The organism is Kitasatospora sp. NPDC057965, assembly GCF_042887135.1.
Lineage (GTDB): Bacteria > Actinomycetota > Actinomycetes > Streptomycetales > Streptomycetaceae > Kitasatospora.
Genome location: NZ_JBHVPZ010000030.1, coordinates 1 through 16,654, shown reverse-complemented (window position 1 = coordinate 16,654; position 16,654 = coordinate 1). Strand labels below are relative to the sequence as shown.

The window sequence follows — 16,654 nt, the reverse complement described above, 5'->3', positions numbered from 1 at the left end:
GGGCCGGCGCCCAACTCACACTACAGCTGTAGTACGGTCGATCCATGCGATCGGAACTACAGGTGTAGTTCCGCGTCCGAGAGGAGTCCCCATGGACCACCGCGATCTGGACCACCGCGCCCCGGAGCACCGCGGCCTACCGGAACCGGCACCGCACGCCGTCGTCATCGGCGGCGGGATCGGCGGCCTCACCGCCGCGCTCGCGCTCCACCGCCAGGGCGTCCCGGTCACCGTCCACGAACGCGCCGCCTCGCTGGAGCCCGTCGGCGCCGGCCTCGTGCTCGCCCCGAACGCCCTGCGCGCCCTCGACCTGCTCGGCGTCGGCGACCGGCTGCGCGCCCTCGCCGCCCCGCACCCCGCCATCGGCATCCGCCACCCCTCCGGCCGCTGGCTCGCACGCACCGGCACCGAGGCCGTCGAGGCCCACTTCGGCGAGAAGCTGGTCGCCGTCGCCCGCGCCGACGTCATCGACGCCCTGGTCGACGCGCTGCCCGCCGGCACCGTCCGCACCGGCTCGCGGGCCGAACTCGTCGAACCCGGCGACGACCGCACCCCCGCCCTCGTCCGCACCGCCGACGGCGAGCGGCCCGCCGAACTGGTCGTCGCCGCCGACGGCATCCGCTCCGCCACCCGCGGCCTGCTCTTCCCGCACCACCCCGGCCCGCGCTACTCCGGCTTCACCACCTGGCGCTCGGTGATCGCCCGCCCGCCCCGCCCGCCGTTCGCCGCCGGCGAGGTCTGGGGCCGCGGCCGGCTCGCCGGCGTCGTCCCGCTCGCCGACGGCCGGGTGTACGTCTACGGCGCCGCCCTCGCCCCGGCCGGCGCCCGCGCCGCCGACGGCGACGAACGCGCCGAACTCCTGCGCCGTTACGGCAACTGGTGCGCGCCCGTCCCCGAGCTGTTCGCCTCCACCGACCCGGCGAGGGTGCTGCGCCACGACGTCTGGGAGATCGCCGACCCGCTGCCCGCCTACCACCGCGGCCGGGTCGCCCTGCTCGGCGACGCCGCCCACGCGATGTGCCCCTTCCAGGGCCAGGGCGCCTGCCAGGCCATCGAGGACGCGGTCGTGCTGGCCGCCGGTGTCCGGCCCGGCGAGGACCCGGCCGCCGCCCTGCCCGGCTACACCGCCGCCCGGCTCCCCCGCGCCACCGCGATCGTCAACGGCTCCCGCGCCGTCGGCGCCCTGGTCGCCCGCCGCTCCCCCCTCACCGCCCTCGCCCGCGACCTCGCCCTCACCGCGGCCGGCCTGCTCCCCGACCGCGTCCTCCTCAACCGCGCCGCCCCCGTCTACGACTGGCACCCGCCGGTGCTCGACGGCCCCCGGGCCGCCTGACCGGGGCGGACAGTGGACGGCATGCCGCGGGGGCGGCCCCGGCGAGTGCCGGAACCGCCCCCTGAGCACCGCCGTCAGGCTAGGTCGCCGCTCACTTGCCGGCCGAGGTGCCCTTGGTGCTGGGCGCCGGCTTCACCGACGACTGGCCCTTGGCACCCTTGGTGCCCGGCGCGACGATCTGCACGGTGGCGCCCTGAACGCAGGTCGTCGTCCCCCGGAACGGCAGGGTCGGCCTCTCGTTGACGTAGACGCACCGCCCGATGTCGGTCGGCCCGAGCGGGGTGCCGGCGTCGTACGACACCCGGACCCGGACGGTGGTGGTCGAGTTGGCGCGGATGCTGGAGTCACGCCCCTGCAGGTACACGCCCGCGCCCTCGTCGGCGCTGTTGTAGAACTTCTTCAGGGTGGTCCAGGTGCCGTTCGGCTGGCGGACCTGGACGGTGGCGTGCGAGTCGACGCCCAGGGTGTTGGCGACGTTGATGTAGTTCGACGGCGTGGGGTTCTTGAGGACGGCGTCGAATTCGATGGGCGCGCCGCCCGCGACCGCGGTGGCCGGGACGCGGCCGAGCGAGGGCGAGATGTTCTGGACCTTGATCGTCTTGGTCGCGATGTCCGCCGCGGCCCCGCGGGCGCCGATACCCAAGCGCGACTCGAGGGCCATCGACCGGAGCCAGCCGTTACTGGCGCCGTCGTGCGGCAGACCCATCGGGACGCCGATCCGCAGACGGAGCGTCACACTGCTGTGCGCCGGGATCTCGAAGGCGCGGGGCACCTCCCCGTCGTAGGCGAGGCTCCCCGTGCGGTCGACGTTCAGCGGAACGGACTTCCACGTGCCCTTGGCCGGGTCGCGGTAGTCGATGACGATGGCGTGCTCGCCCGGCACCTGTCCGTCGCCGGTGACCCTCAGGTGAAGGTGGTAGTCGGCCTTCTGGGAACCGGTGTTGGTGATGGTCTCGGTGAACTCGACCGGCTGCCCGGCGCCTCCGACCGAGGCCGGGGCGTTCACCTTGAGCTTCCCCGTCGGCATGGGGCTCGCGGAGGCGGTGGGCGCCGCGAGCAGGACGGTCCCGCCCGCCAGCGCGGTCGCCAGCACGGTGGCGGCGGCCCGCCCGACCGTGCGGCGCGAGCGGCCCTGGCGGCCGAAAACAGTGGTACGCATGGGAAGTTCCCCCCAGTTTCCGCTGCCGGCCCCTGCCGGCAGCAAACGGTGATTTCGCAATGGACGTACTGCACGTCGGGGCGGCTCCGGCGGCACCGGAGCCCCCCCGGCCGCTGCTGTCAGGCGCGGCGGCGGCGGGCGACCCAGTAGGCGGTGCCGCCGCCGACAGCGAGCAGAGCAACGCCGGCCGCCGCGTACGACGGGGTCTGCTCGGACGAGCCGGTCGAGGCCAGCTCGACCGTGGCCGGGGCCGGGGCCACCGGCGCGGGGGTGCCCGCGGCAGCCAGGACGGGGGCCGGGGCCGGGGCCGCCACGGTCGCCTCAGCGGTCGCGGCGGGGGCGGTGGGCGCGGCGGCCGGGGCGGGCGCGGCCGGCGCAGCGGCCTGCCCGGCCGGCGCGTCCTTGCGCGTGGACGCGCCCTTCACGGCGGGGACGGCCTGCACGGCGGGCGCGCCCTTGCCGGTGGACGCCCCCTTCACGGGCGCCTCCTTCACGGGCGCCTCCTTCACGGGCGGCTGCTCCTTGGACGCCGACGCGTCCGGCGCGACGATCTTCACGGTCGCCCGCTGGGCGCACATCGTCGTCCCCGAGAACGGTCGCTCCGGGTTCTCGTTGACGAAGACGCACGGGTTCACCGTCACCGGCCCGAGCGGAGTCGCCGCGTCGAACGACATCCGAACCCGCAGGGTGGTCGTCGAGTTGGCGCCGATGGAGGAGTCGCGACCCTCCAGGTAGACCCCGAGGCCGTCGTCGACACCGCCGCCCTGGACCGGCTTCAGCGCGGTCCAGGCACCGTTCCCCTTGCGGACCTGGACGGTGGCGTGCGGGTCGATGCCCAGGACGTTGGCGACGTTGACGTAGTTCGAGGCCGTGGGGTTCTTCAGGACGGCGTCGAACTCGATGGGCGCGCCGCCCGCGACCGCGGTGGCCGGGACGCGGGACAGCCCGGTCGTGAGGCCGTCGACCTTGATCGTGTCGGTCACCTGGTCCGCCGGCGCCCCGTGGGCACCGATGGCCACGGACGACTCCAGGGCCAGCGACTGGATCCCCCCGTTGCTGGCGCCGTGGTGCGGCCGGCCCATCGGCAGCCCGATCCGCAACTGAACCTTCGCGCTGCGGTGCGCCGGGATCTCCAGGGTGTAGGGCAACGCGCCGTGGAAGGCGGACCCCTCGACGTCGGTCAGCGGAAGGGACTTCCAGGCGCCGTCGGCCGGGTCGCGGTAGTCGATGGCGATGCCGTCCGTCAGCGGCAGGCCGGCGCCGGTGACGGCGTTCAGGAAGAGGTGGAACCCGGAATCCATGGAGCTGGTGTTGGTGACGGTCTCGGTGAACTCGACCGGCTGGCCGGCGAGTCCGATCACGGCCGGGGCGTCGGCCTTGACCTTCACCGTCGGCACGTCCGGCACCGCGTCCGCCGCGAGGGCGGCGGGTGCCGCGAGCAGGACGGTCCCGCCCGCGAGGACGGTCGCGAGGACGGTGGCGGCGGCGCGGCGCGTGCGGTTCCGACGGCCGTAAGCAGTAGTGCGCATAAGAACTTCCCCCCCATTCTGCTGCGGGCGGGAGCCCTCAGCAGACGGTCAATCGAATGAATTTCCCACGGGCGGGCGGACATCGTCCCGACCCACCCGGGAGTGACGGTGCGCCGGACCGTGAACCCCTCCTCGGCCCCTGCGCTCAAGGCTTGTTCGCACCTTGTGGTCTGTCAGACATCACGCGGGGCGGAACGGTTGCACACCGACGGAAAGAATTTTCCCCGGGCCTCGAAGGAGCCCCGAACCGCCCGGAACAACCCTGCCGAACCGGGTGATTCGCCCTCGAACTCCGCCCGGAGGGAAGGGTCAGAGCGCGGACGCCGGGTCGTCCGCGCCCTCGTCGGCGTCCGCGTCGGCCGGCGGGAGGAGGAGGGTGGCGAGGGCGCCGCCGTCGGGGTGGTTGGTGAAGGTGAGGGCGGCACCGATGACGCGGGTGTGGCCCTGGGCGATGGTGAGGCCGAGGCCGTGGCCCTTGCCGCGTTCGCGGACGCTGGTGCGGAAGCGCTGGGGCCCGTCGCGCAGGAGTTCGTCGGGGAAGCCGGGGCCGTGGTCGCGGACGGTGATGCGGTGGCCGTCGACGCGCAGGTGGATGGTGCCGCCGCCGTGGCGGTCGGCGTTCAGGAGGAGGTTGCCGAGGATGCGGTCGAGCCGGCGCAGATCGGTGCGCACCGACGCGTCGGCCGCCACCTCGACCGTCACGTCCAGGCCGGTCAGCGCGACCGTACGGCGCACCGCGCGTTCCAGCGGCACCGCCGAGAGGTCGGGCAGTTCGGCGTCGGCGTCCAGCCGGGAGACCTCCAGCAGGTCCTCGACCAGCCCGCGCAGCGCCTGCACCCGGTTCTGCACCAGTTGGGTGGGCCGACCCGGGGGCAGCAGTTCGGCGGCGGTGACCAGCCCGGTCAGCGGGGTGCGCAGCTCGTGGGCGACGTCGGCGGTGAACCGCTGCTCGTCCTCCAGGCGCCGGTGCAGCTCCCGCGACATGAGGTCGACGGCCGCCGCGAGGTCGGCGACCTCGTCCCGGCCGTCGACGAGTTCACCGATCCGGGTGTCGGTGCGCCCGGCGGCGATGCCCCGGGCCGCCGTCGCCGCCGTCCGCAGCCGCCGGCTGATCCGGTCCGCGACCAGCACCCCGACCAGCACGGTGGTGAAGACGGAGGCGGTGACGGTGATCAGGATGATCCGGTCCAGGTCGGCGATCGACTGCCGGTCCTGGGTGAAGTCGAGCCGGACGGAGAGCACGCCGTCGCGGGTGGCGCCCGCCGCCCACATCGACTCGCCCTCCGGCCCCTGCGCGAGCAGCGACCCGCGCCGCCCCTCGGCCGCGAGGGCGCGCAGCCTGGTCGGCAGCACCGGGTCGTCCAGCGCGTGCCGGCCGCCGCCCGTGACGTCCTCGCCGCGGCCGTAGGCGCCGAGCGCAGCGTCCAGCGCGGTGAGCGCGGATCCGCGTGCCTGATCGACGTGCTGACGGACCATCGCCTGGTGGACGAGCAACCCGACCGCCACCGCGACCAGGACGGAGATGGCGGCGACGGCGGTGGCGATCTGGCGGCGCAGCGTCATTCGGAACGCCGGAGCTTGTAGCCGAAGCCGCGGACGGTCTCGATCCGTCCGCCGCCGATCTTGGCGCGCAGCCGCTGCACGTGGACGTCGACCACGCGGGTGTCGGCGCCCCACTCGTAGTCCCAGACCCGCTCCAGCAGGACGGCACGCTCCAGCACGATGCCGGGCGCGGCGGTGAACTCCAGCAGCAGACGCAGTTCGGTGGGGGTGAGCGGGACGAGCCTGCCGTGCACCCGGACCTCCATGGAGTCGGTGTCCACCTCCAGGCCGTCGAAGCTGCGGACCGGCGTGCGGGGTTCGGGGACGGCGGGTTCCGGCGCGGGCGGCTCCGGTGCAGGAGCCGGCGAGGGGGAAGGCGCGGGCGCGGGCGCGGCCGGGACGACGCGGATGCGGCGCAGCACGGTGCGGATCCGGGCGACCAGCACCGCGCTCTCGAACGGCTTGACCACGTAGTCGTCCGCGCCCGCCTCCAGGCCGGACACCACGTCGACCGGATCGGTGCGCGCCGACATCATCAGGATCGGCAGCTGGCTCTCCTCGCGGATCCGCCGGCAGAGGCCGACCCCGTCCAGCAGCGGCAGCATCACGTCGAGCAGCACCAGATCGGGCCGCACGGCGTGGAACATCTCCAGCCCCTCCAGCCCGTCGGCGGCCGTGGAGACCGGGAAGCCGTAGCGTTCCAGGGCCATCCGGGTGGCCTCCCGGATCACCTCGTCGTCCTCGACGATGAGGATGCGGGGGTGGCTGGGCGCCGTGGGGTTCATGGCGTGGTCTCCGGGCGGGCGGGCGGCTGTGCGGTGGGCGGCTGCGCGGTGGGCGCGACCGTGGGCACGATCGGACGGGGCTGGCCGGGCTGCGGCGCCTTGGGCACGGGCGTGGGCATGGCCGTCGGGGTGCCCGCGCCCGATCCCGGGTCGGAGCCGTCGGGCCGGCGGACGACGGGCAGGCTGGGCATGGGTGCGGGCGAGGCACCTCCGCCCGGGCGGAGGCTGCTCGGCCGCTCCCCGGGGCCGATGGTCGGCGTCGGCTCGGGCTCGGGGGTCGGCCCGGTGCCCTCGACCTTCTGGTCGGTCAGGACCAGCCGCGCGCCGTCCCAGCCGTAGCGACGGATGGTCCGGGACCGGATGGTGGTGGGCTCGTAGAGCCAGAGCTCGGTGCCGAGCGTCTCAGCGCCGAACCGTTTCAGCAGCTGCACCCGCAGGACGGGCAGCAGCCGGTCGGCGGCCGCGGTGTAGACGTGCAGCACGTCCGTGTCGGCGAGCCCGACGACGACCAGCAGTTCGGGCCGTCCGTCGCCGGTCAGGTCGCGGTACTCGGCGTTGCGGACCTCGCAGCCGGTGCAGGGTTCCAGGGCCCGCCGCTCGTCCTGGCTCACGCCGGGGTCCTTGGTCAGCAGCGTGCGGACGTCCACCGCGGTGACGTCCTGGCCGGGGACGGTCACGTCCGGGACCGGCTGCGGGGCCGGCTCCGGGGTGCGGCCCGCCGCGAGGTCCGGCGGCGGGGCGGTGGCCTGGCCCGGCCAGAGCGGGATCCGGGCGGGCGGGCGGGCGACGGCGTCGGCCGCGCCGTGGTCGCGCAGCTCGCCGGGGGCGGCGCAGCCGACCGCCAGGGCGAGCGGCGCGGCGGCGAGCAGGGCGAGGAGGAGGGCGGGTGAACGACGGACGGCGGTGCTCATCCTCCGGTGGCCCTCCTGGTCCTGGTCTGCGGTGATGTCGGTTCGTGTCCGGTCGGCGGATCGCCCGGACGGCACCCGCCGGTTTCCCGGCGGGTGCCGTCCGGGCAGCGTAGCCGGAGCCCGATCAGCCGGCGGAGGTGGCCGGGTCGGCCGGACCGGCCAGGTCCGCCAGGACGATGATGTTGTCCGTCCAGTGACCGTCGGACCCGATCCGGCCCCCACAGGTGATCAGGCGCAGCTCGGGCGCCGTCGTGTTGCCGTACACCAGGTCGGTGGGGAACGCGTCCTTGGCGGCCTGGACCAGCTCGCGGACCCGGAAGTCCACCGTGCTGCCGTCCTCTCGCCGCACCTGGATCCGGTCCCCCGCCCGCAGCTTCGGCAGTCCCCGGAAGACCGCCGGGCCGTGCGCGGTGTCGTAGTGCCCGATCAGGACGGCGGGCCCGGTCTCGCCCGGGGTCGGACCGTTGCGGTACCAGCCGACCTCACCGGCACGCTCGGCGGACGGCACCTCGACGGTGCCGTCGGTGTTCAGGCCGAGGCCGGTCACCGGGGCGTCGACGCCGGCCGCCGGGACGAGCAGACGGGTCGGCGGCGAGGCCGCGAACGGGCGCGGGGCGGTAGTCCCGGTCCCCTTGTCGGTGGCGGCCGGAGCGGCGGTCCCGGTCCCCGTCGACGGTGTGTCCCCCGCGCCCTGCCGGGCCGAGGTCTCCACCCGGACCACCGGGGGCTCCCGGTGGTCCGAGAGCGCGACGGTCGCGCCGAGCGCCAGGCAGAGCAGCCCGGCCACCCCGAAGACGCTCCGGTTCAGCCCGCACGGCCGCGGCCCGCCGTGCCGGGCGCGCCCCCCACGACGACGCCCGCCACGGTGGCCGTCGTCAGCCGCGCGCACCGGACCGGCGGCGCAGCACGGCGAAGCCGAGCGCCCCGGCGCCGACGGCGGCGACCGCGCCGCCGCCGACCAGCTTCAGGCCGGAGGAGTCACCGGCGGTGGACCCGTCACCGGCCTGGGCGGCGCCCTTCGGCACCTCACGGACCTGCGGCTGCCCGGAGGCCGGGTCGGGGGCGGGCACGGGCGCGCCGTTGGCGTCGCGGGTGAGCGACGGCAGCGGAGCGACCGGGCGCGTGGCGTCCTTCGGCACCGGGGAGACCGTCGGCACCGCGGAGACGAACGGCGACGGAACGGCGGTCGGCGGCGCCGGGGCGACGGTCGGCGGCGCCGGGGCCGGCTGGGCGGTGCCGCCGCCGGTGCTGCCCGCCGCGGCCGGGGCCTTGGCGGACGGGGTGGCGGTCGGGGTGGCGGCACCGGCGCCGCCGTCGGCCCAGGCCTGCCCGCCCGTGACGACGGTCAGCAGCGCGGCGCCGGTCAGGGCGCAGACGGCCGACATCCGCAGAACGGCGCGGTTCCTGGTGGTACGCGTGGCCATGCGAACTCTCCATTCATCCTCGGTGACGCGGGTCCCGGCCGGGTGTGGCCGGTGCGTCGAGAGCGACGGTAGAAAGCCCGTGTCGCGGTCCCCGGCCGGTCGTGTCACAGCGGCTCATCGGCTGCGTAACGACTTTTCGGGTCGGCGCTCAGCGGCGGGTGAGCCGGTCGATCCGCTCGCCGTAGCGGTCGAGCGGGCCGGGCTTCTCCGGCGCGAACGGCGTCCCGCCGCGCAGCCCGCGGTAGCCGATGACCAGTGCCTCGCCGAGGAAGCCGACACCGATGGAGAGGTTGAGCGGGCGGGCGTCCTCGTGCATGCCGAGCTCGCGGGCGAGCAGTCCGTAGAGCACCGAGGCCAGGAGGGCGACGGCGATCACGAGGAAGGTCCTCCCGGTGTAGCGCTGGTGGAGGACGCCGTTCCTGGTGGACAGCGCGACCGTCCCGCCGCGCAACGCGCCGAGGCCCAGGCCGATCAGGCAGCCGCCGACCACCCAGCCGACGTCCGCGCCGTTCAGGTCCTCGGCCTCCAGCAGCGACCAGACGCCGAGGGCGGTGAGCACCACCGGCGGGCCGAACAGATCGCGGACGTTGACCGGTTCGCCGATCAACCGCTTGACGACGACGGCCACCGCGGCCGCGGCGATGACCGTCACGAGCAGCCAGGTGTTCACGGCCCGCACCCCCCTTGCGTTCCCGGGCCGTCTGCCGCCCCGGAGGTCCTGCGGCTCAATTTAGCTCGACCGTGCTATAACAACAACATGCCCAAGGTCATCAGCCCCGAAGCCCGCCGCCAGGACGTGGCGCGCGCCGTCCTGCGCATCGTCGGCCGGGACGGACTGGAACACGCCTCGCTGCGCAACATCGCCGACGAGGCGGGCCTGGCGATCGGCTCGGTGCGCCACTACTTCGACGGTCAGGCCGAGGTGGTGATCTTCGCGATGGAGGAGCTGTGCCGGCGCATCGGCGAGCGCGTGCGCGGCCACGCCGAGCGACTGCTCGACCCGGCCGCCGCGGCCGACCCGACCGACCCGGCCGCCCCGCTCGACCGGCGCGCCGCCGTCGAGGCCCTGCTGGCCGAGCTGCTCCCGCTGGACGATCCCCGCCGCGAGGAGGCGGTGCTCTGGCTGGCCTTCACCACCGCCGCCCGCACCCGCCCCGAACTGCGGCCCGGCGCGGCCCTGCTGCACGAGTCGACCCGCCGCCTCGTCGCCCGCGTCCTGGACGAGGCCCGCCGCTCCGGTGGAGTCCCCGCCGGCCTCGACCTCCCCCTGGAGACCGAACGGCTCGCCGCCCTCCTGGACGGCCTCGCCCTCGGCATGGTCCTCCACCCGGACGGCGTCGCCCCCGACACCGCCCTGCCGATCCTCCGCCGCCACCTCCACGACCTGGCCGAACGGCGAGGTGACGACGCGCGATGAAGGGCTCGCTCCACAGGGCCGGATTTGCCGTCGCTCTGTACGGACACCCGTAGCACGGTCGGGGCCATGGGCGCCGCCTTCAGTCATTCACACGAGACCGCGGGGCGCCGAGTCAAAGATCGGTCGTTCATGCCGGCCTCGCCGAGCGTGCGGTAGCGGTCGGCCCAGCACTTGGCCGTGGTCGGCGAGACCTGGAAGCGCTCGGCGGCCCGCCGCAGCGGCCAGCCTTCCTCGACCACGCAGCGGGCCAGGCGCAGGCGTCCGGTCTCGGTCAGCGGTGCGTTACGGTGTGGCATGAGGGCCTTTCTGGCTGTAGGTGCAGATGTCGCAATCCACACCTGGCCAGAAGGCCCTCACTCATCTCAAGATCACTACGCCGTGAGCCCTGTCACCAACCTCCGTGGTCAGTACACCTAGCGCCCGTTCTCCCGTGCCGGGCCGGGATCACGGCGGTACCCCGCCCGAGTCGGGTCCTAGGTCGCAGGGTCCACGGCGGGCCGAACCGCAGCCGGAGGCAGGGGCGCCGCCGGGTCCGTACCGTGGCGGTATGAGCGTCGACCTCGACAAGTACTTCGCGCGGGTCGGGTGGAACGGCGGGCGGGCGCCCACCCTGGCCACGCTGCGGGCGCTGCAGCACGCGCACGTGCTGGCCGTCCCGTTCGAGAACATCGACGTGGTGATGGGCACCGTGCCGTCGCTGGACGTCGCCGATCTGGAGGCCAAGATCGTCGCAGGCTCGCGCGGCGGCTACTGCTTCGAGCAGAACACGCTGTTCGCCGCCGTGCTGGAGCAGTTGGGCTACGGCGTCGACCGGCACACCGGCCGGGTACGGGTGAACGCGCGGCCCGGGGAGATACGGCCGCGCACCCACCTGGTGCTGGTCGTCCGGGTGCCCGGGGCGGACGGGGCGGGCGAGGCGGAGGGCACGAACGGGGCGGACGGGGCGGACTACCTCGTGGACGTCGGCTTCGGGTCGGCGGACGGGCTGCTGGAGCCGCTGCCGATGATCCCCGGCCTGGCCCGGGAGGGCCGGGGCCGTCGGCACCGGCTGGTGCTGGAGGGAGCGGACGCCCCCGTGCCGGTCTGGGTGCTGGAGGCCCGGCACGGCGACGAGTGGCGGCAGCTGGTGTCGTTCACCCTCGACCCGGCGCCGGCGCCGGACATCAACATCGCCAACTGGTACGTCGCCACCCACCCGCGCTCGCCGTTCCGCCGCCTCTTCGCGCAGCGGACGCTCGACGACGGACACCTGTCGCTGGACGGCACCAGGCTCACCCGCACCGCGGACGACGGCACCGTGACGGTGGAGGAGCTCGACGGCGCGGAGGGGATCCGGGCGGTCCTGGAGTCCGAGTTCGGCATCACCCCTCCCCCCGGCCTCCACCCCGGCCGTCAGCCCGCCGATCCCCCCGCCGCCCCGGGCGCGGTCAGACCGGCGGTCAGGAACGCCACCACGGTGGAGAGTTCGGGGAACGACGGCTCGGCGGTGGAATCCACCTCGGCGGCGAGCGGGCGCCCGTAGGCCTCCAGGAGGGTGGTGAACGCGAGCCGCCAGCGGTCGGTGATCTCGCGGACGGTCAGGTCGGGCAGGGCCCGGCCGAGGACGACCTCGAACGGAGCGGTGCCCGCCCAGGGCGAGCCGCTGAGCGGCCGGTCGGCGGTGAGCATGGCCTGCGCGAGCAGGCGGCAGAGCATCCGGCCGCGCTCGGTCCGCACCAGCTCGTCGAACGGTGCGGCGACGGCCGCCACGAGGGTCCGCACCTGCGCGGGCCCCGTCGCCCCGGGGTTCACGGTGGCCGCCTCCAGCCGCCCCTGCCAGAGCGGCATCAGCTCGCGCCCGAGCAGCGCCGCGACCAGGCCCTCGCGGGAGCCGAAGTGGTAGTGCACCGCGCCCGGATTGAGGCCGGCCTCCGCGTTGATCGCGCGGACCGAGACCTGGCCCACACCGCGCCGGAGGAAGAGCCGCTCGGCGGCGGCGAGCAGCCGGTCCCGGGTCGATCCGGCGTCCGGGGCCGGGGCGGTGTCCGGGATCGGGTTCTGGTCCTGAGCTGTTCCATCCGGCATGCCGCCATTGCACCACAGGAACCCGAGTTACTATCCAATCAGTGATTGAATCCTGATTGGCAAGCGCCCTGAAGGGCGCGCCGCCAGTCCCGTGCGCCCCCACGCGCACAGTGATCGAGAGGCTCGCACCATGGGTACCTACGCCGTCACCGGCTCCGCTTCGGGAATGGGCGCCGCCAGCGCCGCCGCCCTCCGGGAGGCCGGCCACACCGTCATCGGCGTCGACCTCCGTGACGCCGACATCACCGCCGACCTCGGCACCGTCGAGGGCCGCCGCGCCGCCGTCCAGGGGATCCTGGACGCCTCCAACGGGGTCCTGGACGGCGTGGCCGCGGTGGCCGGCGTCGGCCCCGCGATGAAGGACCCCGCCGCCGTGGCCTCGATCAACTACTTCGGCCCGGTCGACCTGCTGGAGGGGCTGCGCCCGGCGCTCGCCCGCTCCTCGGCGGGGCGCGCCGTGGTGATCGGCTCCAACTCCTCGACCACCGTCCCGATGATCGACGAGAAGCTCGTCGAGCTGCTGCTCTCGGGCGACGAGGACGCGGCCCGCGAGCACGCCCGCGCGGCCCTGGCGGCGCTCCCCGCCGAGGCGGCGCAGGCGGCGCAGGGTGCGCCGAGCATCTCCGCCTACGCGACCTCCAAGTTCGCCCTGGCCCGCTGGGTGCGCCGGACGGCCGTCACGCCGGCGTGGGCGCGCGAGGGCGTGCTGCTCAACGTCATCGCGCCCGGCGCGGTGATCACCCCGCTGATGCTCGGGTCCACCGGCGCGGGCGAGGAGCCGGACGCCGACGACTTCCCCACCCCCATGCCGTTGGGCCTCTTCGGCCGGCCCGAGGACATCGCCTTCTGGGTGCACCAGTTCCTGCGGCCCGAGGCCCGCTTCACCACCGGGGCCACCCTGTTCGTGGACGGCGGCACCGACGCGGCGGTCCGCCCCGACGCCCAGCCCACCGCGCTGACCTTCTGAGACGGCTCGGGCGGCGGCCGGGCCGGGAGCGGTCCCGGCCCGGCCGCCGTTCGCCGTCACCGGCCGTGGCGCGTGCCGGCGGACAGGCTCCGCCCCGGGTCCAGCGCGCTCAGGCTGAACATCAGCGCCCCCAACGGCACGTGCAACGGCGGCCCGCGGGCTCTGGCTGACGATACATCGGACGGGAACCACCCCGAGCCGAGGGGGCGTTGATCCAATCACGGGGGACGGGCGATTCGGACCTTTGGAGGTCGGCATGGCTCGGCAGGGGGCGCTTCGGCGCGGCTTCGGCGCGGTGGCGGTGGCCGCCGCGGTGACGGCGGGAACGGTGACATCGGCCGCGGCGGCCGGCACGGCAGGCACGGTCGGCACGGCCGGCACGGCCGGCACCCACAACGGCGGCCCGCACGCCGCGACGCGGGCGGCGATGGCGGAGCTCGTCCGGGCCGAGGGCCTGCCCGGGACGATATCCGGGGTCCGCGAGGGCCGCGACAGCTGGTCGGCGGCGGTCGGGGCCGCCGACACCGCGACCGGGCAGCCCCGGTCGCCCCGGGAAAGGTTCCGGATCGGCAGTCTGACGAAGACCTTCACCGCCACCGTGGTGCTCCAGCTCCGGGCCGAAGGGCGGCTCTCCCTGGACGACACGGTCGAGAAGTGGCTGCCGGGCGTGGTGCAGGGCAACGGGAACGACGGGGCGGGGATCACGGTCCGGCAGCTCCTGGGGCACACCAGCGGACTGTTCTCCTACGACGAGGATCCGACGATGATCCAGCGGCTGGCCAGTCCGGACTTCCTGGTCCACCGCTTCGACACCTACCGGCCCGAGGACCTGGTCCGGACGGCGGTCTCGCACCCCCCGGTGTTCGCACCGGGAACGTCCCGCTCGTACTCCAACACCAACTTCGTCCTGGCCGGGATGATCATCGCCAAGGTGACCGGCCGCCCGTACGGCGAGGAGATCGAGAAGCGGATCATCCGGCCGCTGGGCCTCTCCGCGACGACCCTGCCCGGCACCGCCGCCGGTCTGCCGCAGCCGCACGCGCTCGGCTACTCCACGCTGTTCGGCGGCTCGCCGACGCCGCTGGAGGCCACCGAACTCAACCCGTCGTGGGGCGGATCGGCCGGGGAGATGATCTCCACGACCGCCGACCTGACCCGCTTCTACTCCGCCCTGATGCGCGGGCAGTTGCTGCCGCAGGCCGAGCTGGACGAGATGGTTCCCGCCGCCGGCGGTCCCGGGCTGGGTATCGGCAGCGTGAAGCTCAGCTGCGGGATCACCGTCTGGGGCCACAGCGGCACCATCCACGGCTCCTCGACCATCGCGCTCACGACGCGCGACGGGCGCCACGCGGCGGTGTTCAACACCAACGCCGACTGGGTCGAGGGTGAACGCGCCCTCGGGGAGGCCGAGTTCTGCCACTGAGCGGCGCCGCGGCCGAACGCCGCCCCGGCCCCTCGCGCTCGTCCGGCGCGAGGGGCCGCACTCCTGTCCCGGCGCGGGAGTTCCACGGGTGCGACTTCACGCTCCCGGCGCTTGCGACGCCGTAGGGGCGTGCGCCAGGGGGCGTGCGGGATGGTGCAACGCGCCGATGGAGGGAACTCCGGCCGGCCGGGTCCGAAGGCGGCGAATCCGCTGGTCGCGCGGGGCCCCGAAGACGTACGGGAGTTCGATCAACCCCCGCTCACCCGCCACTTCCGAGCGAACGGAAGCTTGCGGCCGGAAAGCCTTGCCCCGGCGCGCGCCGGTGCGCCACGATGGCGACGCGGCCGGTTCCGCAGGACCGGTCGTCGGCCTGAACCTCCGGCATATGCCAACGGGGGGCGGCCCCGTGTTGCCCGGGCAGGCGCCCAACCGCCGCCTGACTCCCCGGACGGATCCGTCTCCCTCCGTGTGGCGTGCCCCTCCTGGCCCGCAGCCCGCATCCACCGATGCCGCTGTGCGGTCGGACGTTCCGCACCAATCCTTCCCTCCAGCCTGCTCGGGCATGCGCGCAAACGGAGCGCACCCGTGGGCACACACCGCTATCGGGGCCCCTGCCCCGGCCTCCCCCTCAGCGAAAGAGGATTCTGTCATGCGCATGCTCAACGCGCGGCGCCTCGCCGCCGCGACCGGAGTCGCCATCGCCCTCATCACCGCCGTCCCCGCCGGCGCCACCCCGGGGGCGCTGGACACCACCTTCGGCACCGGCGGCAAGGTGACCACCGACTTCGGCAGCACGCCCTCGCTGCCCGACATCGCCAACGCCCTGGCGATCCAGCCCTCCGACGGGAAGATCGTCACCGCCGGCCGCCACGGAATCAACGTCCCGGCCGCCGGCGGCAACGCCCAGTTCGCCCTGGCCCGGTACAACACCGACGGCAGCCTGGACACCACCTTCGGCCCCACCAGCACCGTCCCCGGCACCGTCGCCTTCTCGTTCCTCGCCGCGCCCAACACCAACTTCGCCCGGGCCGTGGCGATCCAGCCCTCCGACGGGAAGATCGTCGTCGCGGGGCTGGCCGGCCCGAACGAGCAGACCGCCAACGTCGCGGTCGCGCGCCTGAACACCGACGGCAGCCTGGACACCTCCTTCGGCACCGGCGGCAAGGTCCTGCTCAACGTCTCCGGCGGACTCGGCGACGGCATCCGCAGCCTGGTCATCCAGCCCGACGGAAAGATCGTCGGCGCCGGCGCGGCGGGACCCAATGCCCTGCTGGTGCGCCTGAACCCCAACGGCACCCTGGACTCCACCTTCGGCGGCGGGCTCGGCCTCACGACGCTGCAGCTCGGCACCACCAGCCACTTCTTCGGCCTGGCCCAGCGCAACGACGGCAAGCTCGTCGCCGGCGGGTTCTCCGTCAACACGGTGACCAGCGCGGACAACTTCCTCGCCGCCAGGTTCAACCCCGACGGCAGCCTGGACACCACCTTCGGCACCAGCGGCTCCACCAACGTCTCCTTCGGAGTGCTGTCCGACCTCGCGTTCAGCCTCGCCCTGACCAACGGGGGCAACAACGGCAAGATCGTCCTCGGCGGACTGGCGCAGTCGCCCGACCCGTTCAACATCATCGGCGCGGGCGCCTTCGGCCTGACCGAACTGAACGCCGACGGCAGCCTCAACACCTCGTTCGGCACCCTCGGCAAGACCACCACCAAGATCACCCTCCTCGGCGACGAGGCCCGCTCGATCGCCATCGGCCCCTCCGGCAGGATCTACGCCGCCGGCGAGAGCGGCGAGGTCTCGCCCTTCCCGCTGGACCCCAACACCGGGGTGCAGACGGTGGTCCGCTACACCTCCAACGGCCTCCTCGACACCAGCTGGGGAGCGTCCGGCATCGTCACCACGCCGTTCGGCACCGGCGGCGCCTCCGCCCGCGGCACCGCCATCGACTCCAGCAACCGCCTGGTCACCGCCGGCACCGCCACCGTGACCAAGCCCGACCTCACCCCCGGCTTCGACTTCACCGCCGCGCGCTACCAGACCAACTGACCCAGCGGCGCACGATGCGAAAGGCGGCGGCCCGAACCCCTTGGGGTTCGGGC

15 protein-coding genes and 1 pseudogene are annotated in these 16,654 nt (G+C 74.6%); 6 read left to right on the top strand and 10 right to left on the bottom strand.

Going from position 1 to position 16,654, the window contains the following annotated elements:
* Positions 1 to 91: 91 nt before the first annotated feature.
* A complete protein-coding gene (locus tag ACFVVU_RS30860) occupies positions 92 to 1,333 on the top strand; it encodes an FAD-dependent monooxygenase (RefSeq protein WP_387793529.1) in 1,242 nt (413 codons plus the stop codon).
* Between the two features lie 91 nt (positions 1,334 to 1,424).
* Here ACFVVU_RS30860 and ACFVVU_RS30855 read toward each other — a convergent pair whose 3' ends face one another.
* The 8 genes from ACFVVU_RS30855 to ACFVVU_RS30820 form a co-directional block, all read right to left on the bottom strand.
* Positions 1,425 to 2,492, bottom strand: coding sequence for a hypothetical protein (locus tag ACFVVU_RS30855; RefSeq protein WP_387793528.1), 1,068 nt, complete (start codon positions 2,490 to 2,492; stop codon positions 1,425 to 1,427).
* A 119-nt stretch (positions 2,493 to 2,611) separates the two neighbouring features.
* Positions 2,612 to 4,021: an LAETG motif-containing sortase-dependent surface protein gene (locus ACFVVU_RS30850; RefSeq protein ID WP_387793527.1), complete on the bottom strand. Its 1,410-nt coding sequence runs from the start codon at positions 4,019 to 4,021 to the stop codon at positions 2,612 to 2,614.
* A gap of 309 nt (positions 4,022 to 4,330) precedes the next feature.
* Positions 4,331 to 5,584: a sensor histidine kinase gene (locus ACFVVU_RS30845; protein ID WP_387793526.1), complete on the bottom strand. Its 1,254-nt coding sequence runs from the start codon at positions 5,582 to 5,584 to the stop codon at positions 4,331 to 4,333.
* Positions 5,581 to 6,348, bottom strand: coding sequence for a two-component system response regulator CseB (gene cseB / locus ACFVVU_RS30840; RefSeq protein WP_387793525.1), 768 nt, complete (start codon positions 6,346 to 6,348; stop codon positions 5,581 to 5,583). Before cseB ends, ACFVVU_RS30845 begins: the two co-directional genes overlap by 4 nt.
* Positions 6,345 to 7,259: a hypothetical protein gene (locus tag ACFVVU_RS30835; RefSeq protein ID WP_387793524.1), complete on the bottom strand. Its 915-nt coding sequence runs from the start codon at positions 7,257 to 7,259 to the stop codon at positions 6,345 to 6,347. Before ACFVVU_RS30835 ends, cseB begins: the two co-directional genes overlap by 4 nt.
* Before the next feature lie 124 nt (positions 7,260 to 7,383).
* Complete coding sequence (locus ACFVVU_RS30830) at positions 7,384 to 8,046, bottom strand: class F sortase (RefSeq protein ID WP_380715481.1); 663 nt, start codon at positions 8,044 to 8,046, stop codon at positions 7,384 to 7,386.
* 88 nt (positions 8,047 to 8,134) lie between these two features.
* Positions 8,135 to 8,683: a hypothetical protein gene (locus tag ACFVVU_RS30825; protein ID WP_387793523.1), complete on the bottom strand. Its 549-nt coding sequence runs from the start codon at positions 8,681 to 8,683 to the stop codon at positions 8,135 to 8,137.
* A 148-nt stretch (positions 8,684 to 8,831) separates the two neighbouring features.
* Positions 8,832 to 9,353 carry a DUF1453 domain-containing protein gene (locus ACFVVU_RS30820; RefSeq protein WP_380687192.1) on the bottom strand — a complete coding sequence of 174 codons (522 nt, stop codon included), beginning with the start codon at positions 9,351 to 9,353 and terminating at the stop codon, positions 8,832 to 8,834.
* Between the two features lie 87 nt (positions 9,354 to 9,440).
* Here ACFVVU_RS30820 and ACFVVU_RS30815 point away from each other — a divergent pair, with 87 nt between their 5' ends.
* Positions 9,441 to 10,100 carry a TetR/AcrR family transcriptional regulator gene (locus ACFVVU_RS30815; protein WP_387793522.1) on the top strand — a complete coding sequence of 220 codons (660 nt, stop codon included), beginning with the start codon at positions 9,441 to 9,443 and terminating at the stop codon, positions 10,098 to 10,100.
* 83 nt (positions 10,101 to 10,183) lie between these two features.
* Here ACFVVU_RS30815 and ACFVVU_RS30810 read toward each other — a convergent pair whose 3' ends face one another.
* Positions 10,184 to 10,396, bottom strand: coding sequence for a helix-turn-helix domain-containing protein (locus tag ACFVVU_RS30810; RefSeq protein ID WP_387793521.1), 213 nt, complete (start codon positions 10,394 to 10,396; stop codon positions 10,184 to 10,186).
* Between the two features lie 251 nt (positions 10,397 to 10,647).
* Here ACFVVU_RS30810 and ACFVVU_RS30805 point away from each other — a divergent pair.
* Positions 10,648 to 11,454, top strand: a pseudogene (locus tag ACFVVU_RS30805) (arylamine N-acetyltransferase); the annotation flags it as partial.
* A 38-nt stretch (positions 11,455 to 11,492) separates the two neighbouring features.
* Here ACFVVU_RS30805 and ACFVVU_RS30800 read toward each other — a convergent pair.
* On the bottom strand, positions 11,493 to 12,164 hold the full coding sequence (locus ACFVVU_RS30800) for a TetR/AcrR family transcriptional regulator (RefSeq protein ID WP_380687198.1): 672 nt from the start codon (positions 12,162 to 12,164) through the stop codon (positions 11,493 to 11,495).
* Positions 12,165 to 12,294: 130 nt separating this feature from the next.
* On the opposite strand from ACFVVU_RS30800, the gene ACFVVU_RS30795 reads away from it, so the two are divergent.
* From ACFVVU_RS30795 to ACFVVU_RS30785, 3 genes are all read left to right on the top strand, one after another.
* Positions 12,295 to 13,131: an SDR family oxidoreductase gene (locus ACFVVU_RS30795; protein WP_387793520.1), complete on the top strand. Its 837-nt coding sequence runs from the start codon at positions 12,295 to 12,297 to the stop codon at positions 13,129 to 13,131.
* Positions 13,132 to 13,387: 256 nt separating this feature from the next.
* On the top strand, positions 13,388 to 14,554 hold the full coding sequence (locus ACFVVU_RS30790) for a serine hydrolase domain-containing protein (protein ID WP_387793519.1): 1,167 nt from the start codon (positions 13,388 to 13,390) through the stop codon (positions 14,552 to 14,554).
* A 649-nt stretch (positions 14,555 to 15,203) separates the two neighbouring features.
* Positions 15,204 to 16,601 carry a delta-60 repeat domain-containing protein gene (locus ACFVVU_RS30785; protein WP_387793518.1) on the top strand — a complete coding sequence of 466 codons (1,398 nt, stop codon included), beginning with the start codon at positions 15,204 to 15,206 and terminating at the stop codon, positions 16,599 to 16,601.
* Positions 16,602 to 16,654 lie beyond the last annotated feature (53 nt).